An 18,691-nucleotide genomic window follows, 5' to 3' on the forward strand; every position below is an offset into this window, starting at 1 on the left:
CATGGCGAACGTGCAGTCCACCGACCGACGTGGCCCGAGCCGGCTCTCACGCGTGCTTCGATCCCCGCTCGGCATCGCCACCATCGTCGGGCTCGCCATCCTCATCACCGCGACCATCCTCGGCCCCATCATCTGGGGCGCGCAGTCGATGGTGACGGACGTCACCCAGCTGTCTGCGAAGCCGAGTGCCGCGCACCCGTTCGGCACCGATGCGGCCGGACGCGACGTGTTCGCGAGAGTGATGACCGCGACCCGGCTGTCGGTGGTCATGGCACTCGCCGCCACCGCGATCGGCGTCACCCTCGGTATCGTCGTCGGGTTCCTGCCGTCGATCCTCCCGCGACCGGCAGCCGCCTTCATCGTGAGCGGCACGGGCATCGCCCTCGCCTTCCCGTCGCTGCTGCTCGCCATCGTGCTCTCGATCTCGGTGGGGGCGTCGTCACTCGGCGCCGTCCTCGCGATCGGGTTCGCCATGATCCCGTTCTTCGCACGGCTCGCGCAGACGATGTCCGCGAGTATCGCCGGTCGCGACTTCGTGTCGGCCGCGCGGATCCTCGGCGTCCCGCGGTGGCGCATCCTGGTCCGGCACATCCTGCCGAACGTCCGGGAACCGCTCATCGTCAACGCCAGCATCGGCGCCGGCGGGTCGCTCATCGCGTTCGCCGGACTGTCCTTCCTCGGTCTCGGGGTACAGGCGCCGGAGACGGACTGGGGCCGCATGCTCAACGAAGGGCTCGCGAAGATTTATGTGAACCCGGCGACGGCGCTGGCCCCCGGTGCGGCGGTCGTCTTCGCCGGTGTCGTCTTCACCCTCCTCGGCGAGACCCTGTCGCGTGCGTTCGGGATCGATTCCCTGGGCAGCAGACGCCAGGCCACGCGCGCCCCGCGTTCGGCCCGCGTCGAGGCCGACCCCGCAGCGCTCGACACGGCGTCCGACGCCGTGCTCAGCGTCCGCGACCTGCATGTGGCGGCTCCGTCGGGAGCCGGCTGGACCCATCCCGTCACGGGCGTCGACTTCGACATCGCCCCCGGGGAGATCGTCGGGCTCGTCGGTGAATCGGGCTCCGGGAAATCGCTCACGTGCCTGGCCGTCGCGGCGCTGCTCGAGGATCCGCTCGTCGTCACCGCGGGGCGCGTGCGCTTCGACGGCAGCGAACTCACCCGCCACGGCGTCGTCCCCGGTCGAGCCTCCACCCGTGCACTCGCGAAGCAGCTCGGCACCCGCCTGGCGATGGTGTTCCAGGACCCCTCGACCTCCCTCAACCCGGCCCTGCGCATCGGCCCACAGGTCGCGGAGATCGGCCTCCTGCACGAGGGCCTCGATCGCCGTGCAGCAGCCGAACGGGCCGTCGGGCGCCTCGCCGACGTCCGGATCTCCGACCCGGAGCGACGCGCGAAGCAGTATCCGCACGAGTTCTCCGGCGGCATGCGGCAACGGGCGATGATCGCCATGGGACTCATGGGCGAACCGGCGCTCATCATCGCGGACGAGCCCACGACCGCGCTCGACGTCACGGTGCAGCGCGAGGTGCTCAGCCTGCTGCACGCCGTGAACCGCGAGACGGGGGCCGCCGTGCTGCTCGTGTCGCACGACATCGCCGTGGTCACGGGCCTCTGCACCCGCGTGATGGTGATGTACCGCGGCCGCATGGTCGAGGACCTGAGCGTGGACGCGCTCCTGTCCGGCGAAGCGCAGCACCCCTACACGCGGGCGCTGCTCGACGCCGTGCCGGACTTCGACGCCGAGCCGGGCACACCGTTCGCGACGATCGCCGAGGGGACCGACTTCCAGACCGAGGCGGCGCGGACCCGGACGACGGAGACACGGGGAGTGAACGCATGAGCAGTCTCGAGTTCCAGGGCCTCGACGTCCGTTTCGGAGCAGGCCGGTCGGCCGTCCACGCCGTGTCCGAGGTCGACCTGTTCATCGCGTCAGGGGCGATGGTCGGTCTCGTCGGCGAGTCCGGTTCCGGCAAGTCGACCATCGCGCGGGCGGCCGTCGGGCTGCACGAGCCGAGCGATGGTCGGATCCTCCTCGACGGGGTCGATGTCGCCCATGCCCGCGGCAAGAACGCCATCCGTCGCCAGCGCATCCAGATGGTGTTCCAAGACCCGTACTCCTGTCTCGACCCACGGATGACGATCGGCGCCTCGATCGAGGAGGCCATCGAGGTCACCGACCGTCGTTCGCGCCGCGAGGGATCGTCGACGGGCCGCAGCACGGCGGCACGACGCCGGCAACGGACCGCCGAACTCCTGCAGTTGGTCCACCTCGATCCCGACCGGGCGTCGTCGCTGCCGGGCGGTCTCTCCGGTGGCCAACGCCAGCGCGTCGCGATCGCCAGGGCACTCGCTGCGGAACCCGACGTGCTCCTCGCGGACGAGATCACCTCCGCGCTCGACGTGTCGGTGCAGGGGTCCGTGCTCAACCTCCTGTCGGAGATCCGCGAGCGGCTCTCCCTGACCGTCCTCTTCATCAGCCACAACCTCGCCGTCGTACGCCAGCTCTGCGACGAGGTCGCCGTGATGCGCGACGGTCGCATCGTCGAACACGGCCCCGTCCTCGACGTCCTCGAACGCCCCGCACACGACTACACCCGCGAACTCATCGGCGCCGTACCTCGCCTCGGCGTCCCGCTGTTCACCTCGGAAGGAACCAACGCATGACCCGCTCACTCACCATCGACGACCTCGCACGACTCGTCACCCCGACCGACACCGCCATCTCGCCGGACGGTGGACTCGTGGTGTTCACCCGCTCCGAGGTGGTCGCCGGCAAGACCACGACGTCGCTCTGGAGCGTCCGGTCCGGCAGCGCAGCCCGGCGGATGACGGCGGGCCCCGGCGACAGCAGCCCGCGCTTCTCCCCCGACGGCGGATCCCTCGCGTTCCTCCGAGTCGTCGAGGGGGCACCGCAGCTGCACCGCCTCGACCTCGACGGCGGCGAGCCCGTCCGCCTGACCTCGGCGTCGACGCTTCCGATGGGCGCCGGAGCAGCCGCCTGGAGCCCGGACGGCACTCGGATCGCCTTCACCGCGCCGGTCACCCGCACGGCGGGCGCCGATCCCGAAGCACCGATCGTCACCGACCGTCTCGGCTACAAGGCGGACGGTGTCGGCTGGTTGGGCGACAAGCGCATGCACCTGTTCGTCGTCGACACGACCGGGGAGGCGCCCGCACGACGCCTGACCGACGGTGACTGGAACGCGGGAGAGCCCGCCTGGTCGACCGACGGCACCGGCCTCGCATTCACCGCCGACCTCGAACCGGACGGCGATCTCGACAACGTCTCGCGTGCCTACCGGATCGTCGTCGACGACCCGATCGTCGCCCCGGCGCCAGTCGGCTCGGCCGCCTTCATCGGCGGGCCGCTGCTGCGCCTCGACGACGACGGACTGGTCGCGGTCGGAGGCGCCGACCTCCGTGTCGGGAACGCGGATCTCATCCTGCTCGGCGGTGGCGCCGACGAGCCGGACGTCGCCCTCACGGCGGACCTGGACCGGAACGTGATGCTCGGCGGCCCCGGCTACCCCGGCGGCCGTCCCGGACTCAGCCATCACGCCGGCGGAGCCGCGGAGATCGTCTTCTGCGTCCGCGATCGCGGATGGACCCACCTGTACGCCATCGGCACCGACGGCAACGGCATCCGCACGGTGATCGCGAACGAGGACGAGGTGGTCTCCGCCCTGTCCGTCGCCCGCGACGCCCGCCGCGCTTCGGTGATCCTGACGACGCAGTCGAGCTTCGGCGAGGTGGCCGTCGTCGATCTGGACACCGGCGAGGTGTCGGTCCTCACGACGCTCACCGCGGACGCCCTGCCCGACGTCACGGTCCTCGCCGCCGAGCAGCGCGAGTTCCCGATCTCCGACGGCGGCACGGTGCACGGGTGGCTGCTCTCCGCTCCCGAGACCGACGGCGCCGCTCCACTCCTGCTCGACATCCACGGCGGACCCCACAACTCGTGGACCGGCGTCGCGGACAGCGCCCACCTGTACCACCAGGTGCTCGCGGCCGCGGGCTGGCGGATCCTCACGCTGAACCCGCGCGGTTCCGACGGCTACGGCGAGGAGTTCATGCGCGCCGTCATCGGCGGCTGGGGCAGTGCCGACGGCCCCGACTTCCACGAACCGATCGACGCGCTGATCGCGGAGGGTCTCGTCGACGCCGACCGCCTCGCGGTGACCGGCTACAGCTACGGCGGTTTCAGCACCGCGTACCTCACCGCTCACAGTGACCGGTTCGCGGCGGCCGTCGCGGGCGGTCTGGTCTGCGACTTCACGGCGGTGGCCGGGGCGTCCGACGCCGGAGGCTACCTCGCGAAGATCTCCGTCGGCGGCACGGTCGTCGACGACGCCGAGAAGTTCCTCGCCGCATCGCCGATCAGCGCGGTCGGGAATGTGACGACGCCGACGCTCATCCTGCACGGCGCCGAAGACCAGCGCTGCCCGCTCAACCAGGCCGAGCAGTGGTTCTCGGGCCTGCGATCGCAGGAGGTGCCCGTGCGTCTGGTCTCGTACCCCGGCGCCACCCACGCGTTCGTCGTCACGGGATCGCTCAGCCAGCGGATGGATTACAACCGTCGCGTCATCGACTGGGTCGAGCGCTACACGCCGCCCGTGCCCGCCCGCTCCGTCGGTCCCGCCCGCGCCGCCCTCGACACCGCCGCCTGGCAGTCCGAGCTCGACGTGCTGCGTGAGCGATACGGCGTCACCGGCGCGCAGTTCGGCATCGTCGAACTGACCGCGGAGGGTCGACCGCTCTCCCGCACCACGGTCGCCTCCGGAGTCCTGAACGCCGCGACGGGCGCACCGGCCGGTGTGGACGCCATCTTCCAGATCGGTTCCATCACCAAGGTCTGGACCACCACGCTCATCATGCAGCTCGTGGACGAGGGGCTGCTGTCGCTGGAGGACACCGTCCGATCCGTGCTGCCCGACTTCGCGCTCGACGACGAGGAGACCGCGGCGAACGTCACCATCAGGTCGCTGCTCTCCCACCGGAGCGGCATCGACGGCGACCTGTTCACGAACACGGGGCGCGGCGACGACTGCATCGAGCTGTACGTCGCGACGCTGCAGACCGCCCGCCAGGTCCACGCCCTCGACGACGGCTTCTCCTACTGCAACTCCGGCTTCGTCATCCTCGGTCGGATCGTCGAGGTGCTCCGCGACGGGCAGTACGACGCGATCCTGCGCGAGCGGCTCATCCAGCCGCTCGGTCTCGAGCACACCGTGACGCTCCTGGAGGACGTCCCCCGGTTCGCTGCGGCCGCCGGACACCGCCCAGACGGCGTTCCCGCGTCGGTCTGGCCGATCACCCGTTCGATGGGGGCGGCCGGCAACATCGTGGCGAGCATCGGCGACCTGCTCACCTTCGCCGAGTTGGGGCTCCGCCTGGGCGAGACCGCCGACGGGACGCGGATCCTCTCCCGCGAGTCCGCCGTGCTGATGCAGCAGGAGCAGATCGACCTGACCGACATCTACCCGTCGCTCACCGGCTGGGGACTCGGCTGGTTCCTCGAGGAATGGTCCGGTGCACGCGTGTACGGCCACGACGGTGGCACGATCGGTCAGCGTGCCTACCTCCGGGTGTTCCCCGAGCAGCAGCTCGCGATCGGTCTCCTCACGACGGGTGGCCGCCCGGACGGGCTCTACCATGACCTCTTCGAGAGCGCCGCGTCGACCATCGCCGGGCTGCACGCACCGGCGGGAGCCAGTCCGATCGACCGCGCCGAGGTCCCCGCGGAGGTGGCGCTCGGCACCTACGGGACCAGCGGCCTCGGCATCGAGATCCGCGAGGCCGAGGAGCACCTCGAGATGGTCGTCACCGAGCGGGTCCAGGTGGTGCCTTCGGAGAGCGAACCGGAGGTCGCCACCGCGGCGGCCGAGGCGGCGAGCGCCGTCACCGAACCAGCGGACCAGAGCGCGGTGGATGCGACCGACGATTCGACGGACGACACCCAGACCGCCGACCCGACACCGACGCCGGCGAACGTCGTCAAGCTGATGCCGTCCTCCCTTCCCGGCGTCTGGGTGATGCGGGCACCGGGCAGCGCCGGGTGGGCGCAGGTGCGACCGCACCGCGGCGGTACCTACGTCGGCCTGCGATTCCTGCCGCGTGAGGTCCGTGACGAGGTCGAGGTATGAGCAGCCGGACGACCGCGGAGGTACCGCGGTCGTCACCATCACCCGCGTCCGTCCTCGACGAGGCGCAGACGACGGCGGGTCGATACGCCGAGCAGAGCGGGGTCGTCGTCCGCCTGCTCGCGTCGCCCGCCGAGATGGCGGCGGCTGCCGCCCTCTTGGCCGACGTCTGGGGCATGGAGGCGAAGCACTCGAGGCTCGATCCCAGCATGCTCGTCGCCATGGTGCACTCCGGCAACTACGTCGCAGGAGCGTTCGTCGACGACGCGCTCGTCGCCGCGTCGGTCGGGTTCTTCCACCCGCCGCTCGCCCACGCGATGCACTCCCACATCACGGGTGTGCTGCGTGCGTACTCGGGACACGGGATCGGCGCGGCGCTGAAGTTCCACCAGCGCGCCTGGTGCCTTCAGCGATCGGTCACCACCATGACGTGGACGTTCGACCCGCTCGTCGCCCGCAACGCGTATTTCAACCTCCGCAAACTCGGCGGGCGGGCGGTGGCATACCTGCCCGACTTCTACGGGCCGATGCTCGACGAGCTGAACCTGGGCCAACCGAGCGACCGCATGCTGCTCGAATGGGACCTGGCGTCGCCGGTCGTGCGAGCCGCTCCGCTCGAGCAACCGGCGGTCGCGTTGCTGCTCCGCGGTCCCGAGGGGCCGATCATCGGCTCAGCACCCGCAGACGGCGTCGACGCCATCCGCATCGACCTCCCGGAGGACGTCGAAGCCCTCCGGGCGCGGGACGCGACGACCGCTCGTGCCTGGCGCGACGCGTTGCGCTCGGTCACGACAGGACTGCTCGCCGACGGCTGGCAGCTCACCGATTTCGACCGCCGCGGGTTTTACCGCGCGGAGAGGACCACCCATGCACATCCTTGACGTCGAGCTCATCACCGTCCGGCTCCCCCTGGTCAGCCCGTTCACCACCTCCTTCAGCACCCAGACCGAGCGGACCCCGCTCCTCGTCAAGGTCACGGCGCTCGAGGACGGCGTCCGCACCGTCGGGTGGGGCGAGTGCGTCGCCCTGAACGACCCGGTGTACTCCGAGGAGTACCTCGACGGCGCGCGGTCGATGCTCGAGGGCTATCTGATCCCGATCCTGTTCGCGGCGCAGGCGGCCGGGACGGACATCACCGCGGAGCGGGTCGGCCACGTCCTCCGGCACATCGTCGGACACCGCATGGCGAAATCCGCCCTCGAGATGGCCGTGCTGGACGCACAGCTGCGCGCAGCGGGCCGCTCCTTCGCGGACTTCTTCGGCGCAACAGTCGACCGGGTGCCCTCCGGGGTGTCCGTCGGTATCCACGAGTCCACCGCGCAACTGCTCGACGCGGTCGGAGGCTACCTCGACGAGGGCTACGTGCGCATCAAGCTGAAGATCAAGCCCGGCTGGGACATCGAACCCGTGCGCGCCGTGCGCGAGCGGTTCGGCGACATCCCCCTGCAGGTCGACGCGAACGCCGCCTACACGCTGCTCGACGCGCCGCTGCTCCGGCGCCTCGACGCCTTCGACCTCCTCCTGATCGAGCAGCCGCTCGCCGAGGACGACCTCCGGCAGCACGCGCAGTTGGCGACGCTGATGACCACCCCCATGTGCCTCGACGAGTCAATCGTCTCCGCGGCACGCGCCGCCGACGCCATCGCGTGGGGCGCGGCCGCCATTATCAACATCAAACCCGGCCGGGTGGGCGGGTACCTGGAGGCGAAACGCATCCACGACATCGCGAGCGCGAACGGGGTCGCGGTCTGGTGCGGCGGCATGCTCGAGACCGGCATCGGGAGAGCGGCCAATGCGGCGCTGGCCGGCATGCCGGGCTTCACGCTACCCGGCGACATCTCCGCGTCCGACCGCTTCTACCGCGAGGACATCACGGCGCCGTTCGTCCTCGACGGCGGCGACATCGCGATCCCGACCGGTCCAGGTCTCGGGGTCGAGCCGATCCCCGAGGTCCTCGCCGACGTGACGGTGCACACGGTCACCCTGCGCGCCTCGTGACGAACGCGTCGAAGGTCTCCCCGGGGCGGCCGACGGGCGTCGCCCCCGGGAGCTTCCCCGTGATCGACGGACACAACGACCTGCCCTGGGCGGCCAGGGAGGGTTCCGGGTACGCCGTCGCCGGCTTGGACGGCGACGGCGGCGCATCCGCTTTCCAGACCGACCTCGCGCGGCTCGAACGCGGCGGCGTCCGAGGGCAGTTCTGGTCCGTCTACGTCCCGGTCGAACTCGCTCCCGGCGATGCGGTCCAGGCCACCCTCGAGCAGATCGACTTCGTACACCGGCTGATCGCCCAGTACCCCGAGCGCCTGTCCCTCGCCCGCACCGCCGATGACGTCAGGCACGCCTGGGCGACCGGACGCATCGCCTCACTCCTCGGCGCGGAGGGTGGACACAGCATCGGCGACTCGCTCCCGACCCTGCGTATGCTCGCACGGCTCGGTGTCCGGTACCTCACGCTGACCCACAACGACAACACCCCCTGGGCGGACTCGGCGACGGATGAGCCGGTGCACGGTGGACTCACCGAACGCGGGAGGGAGATCGTCGCCGAGATGAACCGCATCGGGATGATCGTCGACCTCTCGCATGTCGCCACGAGCACGATGGAGGATGCGCTCGACGCGACGACCGCCCCCGTGATCTTCAGCCACTCGTCCTGCCGAGCGCTCTGCTCGCACGAGCGCAACGTCCCCGACGCGGTCCTCGAACGGCTCCCCGGCAACGGCGGCGTCGTCATGGTGGCGTTCGTCCCGCCCTTCCTGAGCGACGAGTACGCCGACTGGTGGCGCGGCGGTCGGCACGGGCCGAAGCCGACGGTGATCATCGACGACGTCGTCCGCCACATCGAGCATGCTCGTGATGTCGCCGGCATCGAGCACATCGGACTCGGCGGCGACTACGACGGCTTCGACGACTTCCCGGTCGGTATGGACGACGTGACCTCCTACGCCCGCGTGCGTGATGCGCTCCGCGAGCGACGGTGGAGCGACGACGACCTGGACCGGCTCGCGGGCCTGAACGCCCTCCGCGTCATCGGCGACACGGAGCGCTCAGTGCCGGGTGTCACCGACGACCTCGACCGACCGGCACCCGGGAGCGGGCGCACACCATCTCCGGAAGGACCCTGACCATGCCAGCGAACGAGACGACGGTCCTCGACGACACGACCCTGCGACTGCCCGAGATGCTCTCCGACCTGCAACGCCTCGTCGAGACCGAGTCTCCGTCGGGGGATCACGCAGCGGTCGCAGCGAGCGCCGCCGTCGTCGCGGAGCTGGTCGAGCAGCGACTGGGCCGCACGCCCGAGATGCTCGTGGAGAACGGCTGCACCCATGTCCGACTGCGGTTCGGCGCGCCTCGGGTGCTCCTGCTCGCCCATCACGACACGGTGTGGCCGCTCGGCTCCCTCGCCGCCCAGCCGTTCTCCATCGTGGACGGGGTCATCCGGGGTCCCGGGTGCTTCGACATGAAGGTCGGGCTCGTGCAGGCCATCCACGCCATGGCGACGCTCCGCGACCGCGGCGGCGACGAGGCACTCGACGGGATCGAGCTGCTGGTGACCGGCGATGAGGAGCTCGGCTCCCCCGATTCGCGCGAACTCATCGAGGCGGACGCAGCCGGCTGTTCGGCCGCGCTCGTCCTGGAGGCCTCCGGTGACGGCGGTGCGCTGAAGATCGGACGCAAGGGCGTCGCGGTGTACCGCCTGGACATCACCGGGCGGGCCGCCCATGCCGGGCTCGAGCCGGAGCTGGGCGTCAACGCCGGTGTCGAGTTGGCGCACCAGATCCTCCGGATCAGCGGGTTCGGCCGGTCGGCCCTCGGGACCACCGTCACCCCCACCGCCGCCGGTGTCGGCACCACGTCGAACACCGTTCCGGCAGCCGCGCACCTGCTCGTGGACTCGCGTGCGACGAGTCTCGACGAACAGTCGCGTGTCGATGCCGAGATGCACGCACTCACACCGGTCCTGGCCGGGGCGCTGGTCACGGTGGACGGTGCACCGAACCGACCGCCCATGGACCACGAGCACACCGGACCGGTGTTCGCCCGAGCGCTCCGACTCGCAGGAGAGCACGACCTCGGCCCGCTGACGGGGATCGATGTCGGCGGCGGTTCCGACGGCAACTTCACCGCGGGGATCGGGGTACCCACGCTGGACGGTCTCGGCGCGGTCGGTGGCGGCGCTCACGCGGCCGACGAGCACGCGCTCGTGGACTCGATCGCCCCGCGGACGGCGCTCCTGGTTCATCTCGTCGCGGACCTCCTCCCCTGAGCAGGCTCGCGAACTGTCACTTCGGCACAGTGCGGGCCGCGCACACCCGCATCAACTGACAGTTCGCGGGCTACTTGGCGTCGGCGTAGGAGGTGACGACAGCGGTGGTGACCGGGAACTCGACCGGCGCGGTGCCGAAGATCAGGCGACCGGCCTCGGCCGCCGCCTCGCGCACGAGGGCCACGACCCGCTCCGTCTGCTGCTCGGGGCAGTGGACGACGATCTCGTCGTGGAGGAAGAAGACGAGGTGGGCCGACTCGGTGAGCGCGGCCGCCGGACCGACCGTCTCTGCGGCGAGCGCCTGCAACCGCGTCCGGAGGCCGGCCATCCAGCACAGCGCCCATTCGGCGGCAGTGCCCTGCACGACGAAGTTGCGGGTGAAGCGACCCCAGCTGCGCGCCTCCATGCGGGCGCGCTGGGTCGCGGCGGCGTTCGCGCCCTCCATCGATGCGGCCGACTGGATCTCACGCCAGGTCTCGCCGGGCAGCGGTGACGTACGACCGAGCCTGGTGCTGACCCGCTCGCCGCGTTCACCGGCCCTGGCGGCCGTCTCGACGAACTCGATCGCCCGAGGGAACGCCCGCGTGAGCCGGGGCAGGAGGCGCCCGCTCTCCCCCGTCGTCGCGCCGTACATCGCGCCGAGCATCGCGATCTTCGCGTGCGGCCTGGTGTCGACCGCGCCGACGTCGACCATGCCCTGGTAGAGGTCGACGCCGCGTCCGGCATCGGCCATCGCGCGGTCGCCGGACATCGCGGTGAGGATGCGTGGCTCGAGCTGGGCGGCGTCGGCGACGACGAAGCACCAGCCCTCGTCCGCGAGGACGGCACCGCGGACCTGGTGCGGCAGCTGGAGGGCACCGCCACCGTCGGACGCCCAGCGCCCGGTGACGACCCCGCCGGGAACGTAGGTGGGACGGAAGCGTCCGTCCTTCACCCAGGTCTCGACCCACGTCCAACCGTTCGCGGTGAGGAGACGCGACAACTTCTTGTACCGGAGCAGTGGCTCGATGACGGGGTGCTCGATCTCCTGCAGCTCCCACTGCCGGGTGGAGGTCGCGTTGATGCCGGCACGCTGGAGCGCCTTGAGGAGTTCGCCCGGTGACTCGGGGCTGAGCTCCTGCACCCCGAGGGCGGCCTTGACCTCCTCGAGGACCGCGGCCAGCTTCGCCGGACGGACACCGGGCGGCACCTTGGGGCCGAGGGCTTCCGCGAGGATGCGGTCGTGGGCCTCGGCGTCCCACGGGAGACCGGCGAAGGTCATCTCCGTGGCGATGAGGGCACCGGCGGACTCGGCGGCGAGGAGGAGTCCGAGCTGCGAGCGTCCCTGCGGTGTCGCGCCGTCGACGGCGTCACGCTGGAGCGTGAACTCGGCGACGGGATCGCGTTCGCCGCCCGGGAGGTCGAGGTCGAAGAGGGTCCCGACCGCCTCCGCACGCTGGGCGACGCGCGGATCGAGGACCTCGTCCCACGGGCCGGCCGGAGCCGTCGCGAGGGAAGAGTCGGCGGTGAAGGCGGCGTTGCGGAGGAGGTTGTGGGAGAGCCGGAGGTCGACGCAGCGGGCGACCCGGACACCCGCGGCGAGGAGCGCCGGGTACCAGAGTGTGGTGTCGTCCCACACCCAGCGCGGCGGGTTCGGCTCGGCTTCGAGACGCCGGACGAAGGCCGCGAGGTCGGCCCGCGGGATGGTGGTCTCGGAGACCGGAGGTGGCTCGCCGGATGAAGTGGGACGGTCCTCGAGGTGCACGACGCGCACACGGGCGCCGTCGAGCTGCTGGAGGACGATGTGCACCACCCCAGTCTGCCGTCACCCGCCGACCTCGCCCGACGCGCGCACTCGCTGGAGACACGAGACCCGGACGGAATCGCGCGTTCCATCCGGGTCTCGTGCACTCCGCGAGGTACGGGCCAGCGTCTGCAGAGCGCCGACCGCGATGGGATCGGTCCCTGAGCCTGTCGAAGGGCCATCAGTCTCATCGCTTGCACTTCGACAAGCTCAGTGACCGGGGAAAGGTCGGTGACCGCGGTAAGGCCCTGGAGACGGGACATCCCCCCTATGGGGGTGGGCGCAGCGGTGCCAGACTGCGAGCATGCTGATCTCGACGATGAACGATGTCCCCGGCCGCCAGGTCACCGAGGTGCTGGGCGAAGTGACCGGCCTCACGGTCCGTGCACGCAACGCGGGCGTGCAACTCGGCGCCAACTTCAAGGCACTGCTGGGCGGTGAGCTCTCCGGGCTCACCAAGCAGCTCGCTGAGAGCCGCGAGGAGGCGAAGCAGCGACTCATCGAGGCGGCCACCGCGCTCGGTGCCGACGCGGTACTCGCGATGCGGTTCGACGCGGCCGAGGTCGGCCAGAACTACCAGGAGGTCGTGGCCTACGGCACCGCCGTCAAGCTCGGCTGAGGTCACAGACCACCGCTTGGCAACAGGAGAAGCGACTGAGGGCAGGACCCGAACGCGACGTTCGATCCTGCCCTCGTCCAGATCTCCTGCTGTCAGGCGCGGAGGCGCTTGAGCTCCTCGCGACGGACGGCCTGCTCGGCCGGATCTGGCACGGGGAGAGACGCGAGGAGACGACGCGTGTAGACGTCGCTCGGCGCACCGAGCACCGCTGAGCCGGGCCCCTCCTCCACGATGTCGCCGCGATACAGCACGACGATACGGTCGGCGAGGATGTCGACGACGGCGAGGTCGTGGCTGATGAACAGCGACGCGAACCCGAACTCACGCTGCAGCTCGGCGAAGAGCTCCAGCACGCGGGCCTGCACGGACACGTCGAGCGCCGAGGTCGGTTCGTCGGCGACCAGCAGTGCCGGTTCGAGCGCCAACGCCCGCGCAAGCGAAGCGCGCTGCCGCTGCCCACCGGACAGCTCGTGCGGGAACCGGTCGCCGAACGCCTTCGGCAGCTGGACCGCTTCGAGCAGCTCGTCCACCCGACGCCGGGCCGCCCGTGCGTCGCCGAAGCGGCCGTGCACGATGAGCGGCTCCGCCACGCACTCGGCGATCGTGAGCAGTGGGTTGAAGCTCGTCGCCGGGTCCTGGAACACGAACCCGATCTCGCGGCGCTTCGGAGCGAACTCCCGCTCCTTCACCCGGTTCATCTCCACACCGAGCACCGACAGCGAGCCGCCGGTCACCTTGGTGAGCCCGGCGATCGCGCGGCCGATCGTGGTCTTGCCCGACCCCGACTCCCCCACCAGGCCGAGGACCTCGCCCGCGTGGATCGTGAAGTCGACGCCCTTGACCGCCCGGAACCCGGCACGACCGAAGCGGCCGGGGTACTCGATCTCGAGCCCCTTCGCGACCACCACCGGCTCACCGAGCTGCAGCTGCTTCCCGCGCTCGACCTCGGCGGGCGCGGAGCTCTTGCCACGGCCGACGTGCGGCACCGACGACAGGAGCTTCTTGGTGTACTCGGCCTTCGGTGAGGAGAACAGCTCCTGGACGGGAGCCTCCTCGACGATGTCGCCCTGGTACATGACCACGACGCGGTCGGCGAGGTCGGCGACGACGCCCATGTTGTGCGTGATGAGGACGATGGCCGTCCCGAACTCGTCGCGGCACCGACGCAGGAGGTCGAGGATCTCCGCCTGCACCGTGACGTCGAGCGCGGTCGTCGGCTCGTCGGCCACGATCAGTCCGGGGTCGAGCACGAGCGCCATCGCGATCACGATGCGCTGCTTCTGTCCGCCGGAGAACTGGTGCGGGAAGTAGTCGACCCGCTCCTCCGGCTCCGGGATGCCGACGCGACGCAGGATGTCGATGGCCTTGGCCCGTGCCTCGGCCTTCGTGTACGACCCGTGCGCGCGGAGACCTTCGGCGATCTGCCACCCCACCTTGTAGACGGGGTTGAGGGCCGTGGACGGCTCCTGGAACACCATCGCCGCGTCGCTGCCGCGGATGGACCGCAGCTGCTCCGCCGACGCCGTGACGACGTCCTGCTCGGTCGAACCGTCGCGCGAGCGCAGGACGACCGCGCCGGAGGCCGTGGCCGTCTCCGGGAGCAGACCGAGGATGGTCTTGGCCGTGACCGTCTTGCCCGAGCCGGACTCACCGACGATCGCGACGATCTCGCGCGGTGCGACCGACAGCGAGATGTCGTTGATCGCCTTCACGGCGCCGGCGTCGGTCGAGAACGAGACCCCGAGGTCGCGGATGCTGACGATGTCCTTGGTGCCGAGGTCGCGTGGACCGGTGGTCGGCGTCGACTGGCTCATGAGCGCTCGTCCTCTCGTCGGTTCTCCAGATCGCTGTCCGCCGCGGCGTCGCTCACGGCTCCCAGCGACTCGGCGTCCATCATCCCGGCGCCACCGGGGCTGTCGGGCGTGCCACCGGTGGTCGTGATGCTCGACGTCGCAGCGACCGATCCGCTCGACGCGCCGACACGACGACGGCTGCGCAGACGCGGGTCGGACAGGTCGTTGAGGCTCTCACCGACGAGCGTGATGCCGAGCACGACGAGGACGATCGCGAGGCCGGGGAACAGCGCGGTCCACCAGATCCCGCTCGTGACGTCGGAGACGGACCGGTTGAGGTCGTAGCCCCACTCGGCGGCCGCAGTCGGCTCGATGCCGAACCCGAGGAAGCCGAGCCCCGCGAGCGTGAGGATGGCCTCGGAGGCGTTGAGGGTGATGATGAGCGGCAGGGTCCGCGTCGCGTTCCGCAGCACGTGACGGAACATGATGCGGGAGCTCGACGCACCGATGACCTTCGCCGACTCGACGAACGCCTCGCTCTTGATGCGCACGACCTCGGAGCGGATCACCCGGAAGTACTGCGGGATGAAGACCACGGTGATCGAGATCGCGGCGGCGAGGATGCCACCCCAGAGACTCGACTGGCCCCGGCTGATGACGATCGACATGACGATCGCGAGCAGCAGCGACGGGAAGGCATAGACCGCGTCGCACACGACCACGAGCACGCGGTCGAGCCAGCCACCGAAGTACCCGGCGACGAGCCCGAGCAGGACGCCGATGAAGATCGACAGGATGATCGCGGACACGATGACGAAGAGCGCGGTCTGGGCGCCCCAGAGCACCCGGGACAGGACGTCGTACCCACCGACGGTCGTGCCGAGGAGGTTCGTCGCGTTCGGCGCCTGCTGCGTACCGAACGAACCGTCGTCGCCGCGCAGCTGGTTGTAGCGGTACGGCGCGACGAGCGGCGCGAGGATCGCGATGAGCACAAACACGCCCGTGACGACGAGACCGATGACGAGCATCGCCCGCTGCAGCCCGACCGACTGGCGGAACTGCTTGACGACGGGCAGGCGGTCGCGCAGCGGACGCTTCGCCGGCGCGGTCTGCACGGCGGTGGTGGCTGTCGGAGCACTCATGCTCAGTACCTCACCCTCGGGTCGATGATCGCCGCGATGATGTCGACGATGAAGTTGGTCAGGGCGACGATGACGGCCAGCAGCGCGACGATCCCCTGGACGGCGACGAAGTCACGCGCCTTCAGGTACTCGCTCAGCATGAAGCCGAGGCCCTTCCATTCGAACGTCGTCTCGGTGAGGACCGCGCCCGCGAGGAGGAGCGCGATCTGCAGGCCGATGACCGTGATGATCGGGATGAGCGCCGGACGATAGGCGTGCTTCGTCACGAGCCGGAACTCGCTGACGCCGCGCGACCGGGCCGCGTCGACGTAGCCGGAACCGAGCGTGCCGATGACGTTGGTGCGGACCAGCCGCAGGAACACGCCCGCCGTCAGCAGGCCGAGGGCGATCGCCGGGAGCACCGCGTGGGCGAGGACGTCGCTGATCGCCGTCGGGTCGCCGAGGCGGATCGCGTCGATCAGGTAGATGCCGGACGGGTTGGAGATGGTCTGGAGGGTCAGCTCGGTGCCGGTGCTGGCTCGACCGGCGACCGGGAGGATCCCGAGCCAGACGGAGAAGACGAGCTTGAGCAGCAGGCCGGCGAAGAACACCGGGGTGGCGTAGCTGAGGATGGCGAAGACGCGGAGGCCCGCGTCCTGCCAGCGGTCGCGGCGGGCCGCGGCGAGCATGCCGAGCGGGATGCCGACGATGAACGCGACGATGAGGGCGTAGATCGCGAGTTCGAGGGTCGCGGAGCCGTACGTGAGGAGGACCTCGATGACCGGCCGGTTGTCGGAGATCGTCGTGCCGAAGTTGCCGACGGCGATCTGCCCGAGGAACTCGAAGTACTGGACGAAGAGCGGCCGGTCGTAGCCGGCGGCGCTGATGCGTTCCGCGAGCTGATCGGCCGGGAGGCGGCCTCCGAGCGCCGCGGTGATCGGGTCACCGGTCAGGCGCATCAGGAAGAAGACCATGGTGACGAGGATGAACACCGTCGGGATGATCAGCAGGAAGCGGATGACGAGGTACCGCCAGAGTCCGCCACCTCCGGAACGTCTGGCCGCCTTGGGGGGTGGGGTTGCGACAGCTGCCGTCATTGCAGTGGATCCTCCTCGATCACCGACTCGGTAGAGCCCGGACAGACGATCGGGGCGGCTCTGTGGAGCCACCCCGATCGCGACGTCCGACTCACCATAGTCGGATATCAGTTGGTCAGGCTACTCAGCCCTTGGTGATGGGTGCGTAGCGGAACTTGAACGACGCGTCGAGGACGGTGCCCTCGATGTCCTTGCCGACGACCGCCACCTGAGCGCCCTGGAGCAGCGGGATGGTCGACAGGTCGGCCGCCTCCGTGTCCTGGATCTGCTCGATGAGCTTCGTCCGCGCATCGGCGTCCGTCGTCGAGCGCTGCTCGTTGATCAGATCGTTGACGGCCGGGTTGTCGTAGTGGTTCGCGAGGAAGTTGTCCGTGGCGAAGAACGGCGACAGGTAGTTGTCGGCGTCGGAGTAGTCCGGGAACCAACCCAGCTGGTAGGCCGGGTAGACGTCCGTCGTGCGGTCCTTCGAGTACTGCACCCACTCGGTCTGCTGCAGGTTGACGGTGAACAGGCCGTCGGCCTCGAGCTGGTCCTTGATGAGCGCGTACTCGTCGCCGGAGCCGGAACCGTAGTGGTCACCGTTGTACTGGAGGTTGAGCGCGACCGGAACGGTCACACCGGCTGCCTCGAGCGTCTCCTTGGCCTTCGCGGCGTCCGGGCCGCCGTCGCCGTCGCCGTAGAGGCCCTTGAGGGACTCGGTGGCACCGGTCAGGCCGGCGGGCACGTAGGAGTAGAGCGGCGTGTAGGTGTCTTTGTAGACGTCCTTGGCGATCGCAGCGCGGTCGATCAAGTCGGCAGCGGCCTGGCGGACGGCGAGCGCCTTCGCGGCGTCGGCGTCAGCGGTGGTCGCTCCGTAGGGCATCGTGTCGAAGTTGAAGACGAAGTAGCGGATCTCGCCACCGGGGCCGTCGACGACCTTGACGTTCTTGTCCTTCTTCAGGTCTTCGATGTCGGTCGCGGAGAGGCTGCGCGACGCGACGTCGATGTTGCCCTGCTTGACGTCGAGCTTCAGGTTGGACTCGTCGGTGTAGTACTTCACGTTGACGGTGTCGTTCTTCGCCTCGCCGAGGAGGCCCTGGTAGTCGGCGTACTTCTTGTACGAGATGAGCTCGTTGAACTTGTAGCTGTCGATCGTGTACTGACCGGCGAACGCCTTGCCCTTGACGATGTCGTTGTCAGGCGTGAGCTCGGTGGCGGAGAAGACGTCCTCGTCGACGATCGGACCGACGGGGCTCGAGAGCACCTGCGGGAAGGTCTGGTCGTTCTCGGTCTTCAGCGTGAAGACGACGGTGAGGTCGTCGGGCGCATCGGTCTTCTCGAGGTTGCCGAGGAGCGACGACGGGCCGTTGTCGTCGGCGATGGCGAGCTGACGGTCGAAGCTGAACTTCACGTCGGACGAGGTGAGGTCGTTGCCGTTGGCCCACTTGAGGCCCTTCTTGAGCTTCACCGTGTACTCGGTCGGCGAGGTGAACTCGGCCGACTCGGCGATGTCGGGCTCGACGTCCGGGCTGTTGTACGGCGTGTTCAGGAGGAAGGGGTAGACCTGGTTCATGACGGCGAAGGAGCCGTTGTCGTAGGATCCGGCCGGGTCGAGCGTCGTGACCTTGTCGGTCGTGCCGATGACGATCGTGCCGCTGGCACCGCTGCTGGAGCCGCTGCCACCGGCGGCGCAGCCGGCGAGGGCGAGGGCGGTGATGGACAGACCCGCGAGCGCGACGGCGCTCTTCCGGAATCCACTACGTGGGGATGACATTGATGTCGACCTCATTTTCTGTGTGTGAGAGACGGCACGGCTGTGTGCAGGTTCTTCGCACGTGCTTGTAGAGGATTACAGCACGCTCCGAACAAATCACTCAAACCGA

Annotated in this window: 13 protein-coding genes; 8 read left to right on the forward strand and 5 right to left on the reverse strand. The window is 69.9% G+C overall.

The genetic code is table 11. The features are described 5' to 3' along the window. Position 1 precedes the first annotated feature (1 nt). Genes EAO79_RS03305 through EAO79_RS03335 form a run of 7 tightly spaced genes read left to right on the forward strand, consistent with a single transcriptional unit; the run spans position 2 to position 10,416 of the window. Positions 2-1,843 (forward strand): dipeptide/oligopeptide/nickel ABC transporter permease/ATP-binding protein, encoded by a 1,842-nt coding sequence (locus tag EAO79_RS03305; protein WP_124767780.1) that lies wholly within the window; start codon positions 2-4, stop codon positions 1,841-1,843. Continuing rightward, positions 1,840-2,667 carry an ABC transporter ATP-binding protein gene (locus tag EAO79_RS03310; protein WP_124767781.1) on the forward strand — a complete coding sequence of 276 codons (828 nt, stop codon included), beginning with the start codon at positions 1,840-1,842 and terminating at the stop codon, positions 2,665-2,667. Before EAO79_RS03305 ends, EAO79_RS03310 begins: the two co-directional genes overlap by 4 nt. After that, positions 2,664-6,146, forward strand: coding sequence for a serine hydrolase (locus tag EAO79_RS03315; RefSeq protein ID WP_124767782.1), 3,483 nt, complete (start codon positions 2,664-2,666; stop codon positions 6,144-6,146). The genes EAO79_RS03310 and EAO79_RS03315 overlap by 4 nt, the downstream gene beginning before the upstream one ends. Continuing rightward, on the forward strand, positions 6,143-7,024 hold the full coding sequence (locus EAO79_RS03320) for a GNAT family N-acetyltransferase (RefSeq protein ID WP_124767783.1): 882 nt from the start codon (positions 6,143-6,145) through the stop codon (positions 7,022-7,024). Before EAO79_RS03315 ends, EAO79_RS03320 begins: the two co-directional genes overlap by 4 nt. Beyond that, positions 7,011-8,141: an o-succinylbenzoate synthase gene (gene menC, locus EAO79_RS03325; protein WP_124767784.1), complete on the forward strand. Its 1,131-nt coding sequence runs from the start codon at positions 7,011-7,013 to the stop codon at positions 8,139-8,141. Before EAO79_RS03320 ends, menC begins: the two co-directional genes overlap by 14 nt. Continuing rightward, entirely contained in the window at positions 8,138-9,271 is a 1,134-nt protein-coding gene (locus EAO79_RS03330) for a dipeptidase (RefSeq protein ID WP_124767785.1), read from the forward strand. Before menC ends, EAO79_RS03330 begins: the two co-directional genes overlap by 4 nt. A gap of 2 nt (positions 9,272-9,273) precedes the next feature. Next, the gene (locus EAO79_RS03335; protein WP_206428277.1) at positions 9,274-10,416 is read left to right on the forward strand and encodes a M20/M25/M40 family metallo-hydrolase; all 1,143 of its coding nucleotides are present in this window, start codon (positions 9,274-9,276) and stop codon (positions 10,414-10,416) included. Positions 10,417-10,486: 70 nt separating this feature from the next. On the opposite strand, the gene EAO79_RS03340 is transcribed toward EAO79_RS03335, so the two are convergent. After that, positions 10,487-12,205 (reverse strand): bifunctional 3'-5' exonuclease/DNA polymerase, encoded by a 1,719-nt coding sequence (locus EAO79_RS03340; RefSeq protein WP_124767786.1) that lies wholly within the window; start codon positions 12,203-12,205, stop codon positions 10,487-10,489. A 298-nt stretch (positions 12,206-12,503) separates the two neighbouring features. Here EAO79_RS03340 and EAO79_RS03345 point away from each other — a divergent pair, with 298 nt between their 5' ends. Beyond that, the gene (locus EAO79_RS03345) at positions 12,504-12,818 is read left to right on the forward strand and encodes a YbjQ family protein (protein WP_064294105.1); all 315 of its coding nucleotides are present in this window, start codon (positions 12,504-12,506) and stop codon (positions 12,816-12,818) included. 92 nt (positions 12,819-12,910) lie between these two features. Here the strand turns inward: EAO79_RS03345 and EAO79_RS03350 are convergent, their stop codons facing one another. The 4 genes from EAO79_RS03350 to EAO79_RS03365 all read right to left on the reverse strand — a co-directional run bounded on the left by EAO79_RS03350 (position 12,911) and on the right by EAO79_RS03365 (position 18,582). Further along, on the reverse strand, positions 12,911-14,632 hold the full coding sequence (locus EAO79_RS03350; protein WP_079704269.1) for an ABC transporter ATP-binding protein: 1,722 nt from the start codon (positions 14,630-14,632) through the stop codon (positions 12,911-12,913). Then, entirely contained in the window at positions 14,629-15,753 is a 1,125-nt protein-coding gene (locus tag EAO79_RS03355) for an ABC transporter permease (protein ID WP_124767787.1), read from the reverse strand. The genes EAO79_RS03350 and EAO79_RS03355 overlap by 4 nt, the downstream gene beginning before the upstream one ends. Before the next feature lie 2 nt (positions 15,754-15,755). Next, positions 15,756-16,829: an ABC transporter permease gene (locus EAO79_RS03360; protein WP_124767788.1), complete on the reverse strand. Its 1,074-nt coding sequence runs from the start codon at positions 16,827-16,829 to the stop codon at positions 15,756-15,758. Positions 16,830-16,953: 124 nt separating this feature from the next. Continuing rightward, positions 16,954-18,582, reverse strand: coding sequence for an ABC transporter substrate-binding protein (locus tag EAO79_RS03365; protein ID WP_124767789.1), 1,629 nt, complete (start codon positions 18,580-18,582; stop codon positions 16,954-16,956). Positions 18,583-18,691: the final 109 nt, after the last annotated feature.

Source organism: Plantibacter sp. PA-3-X8 (assembly GCF_003856975.1).
GTDB lineage: Bacteria > Actinomycetota > Actinomycetes > Actinomycetales > Microbacteriaceae > Plantibacter > Plantibacter auratus.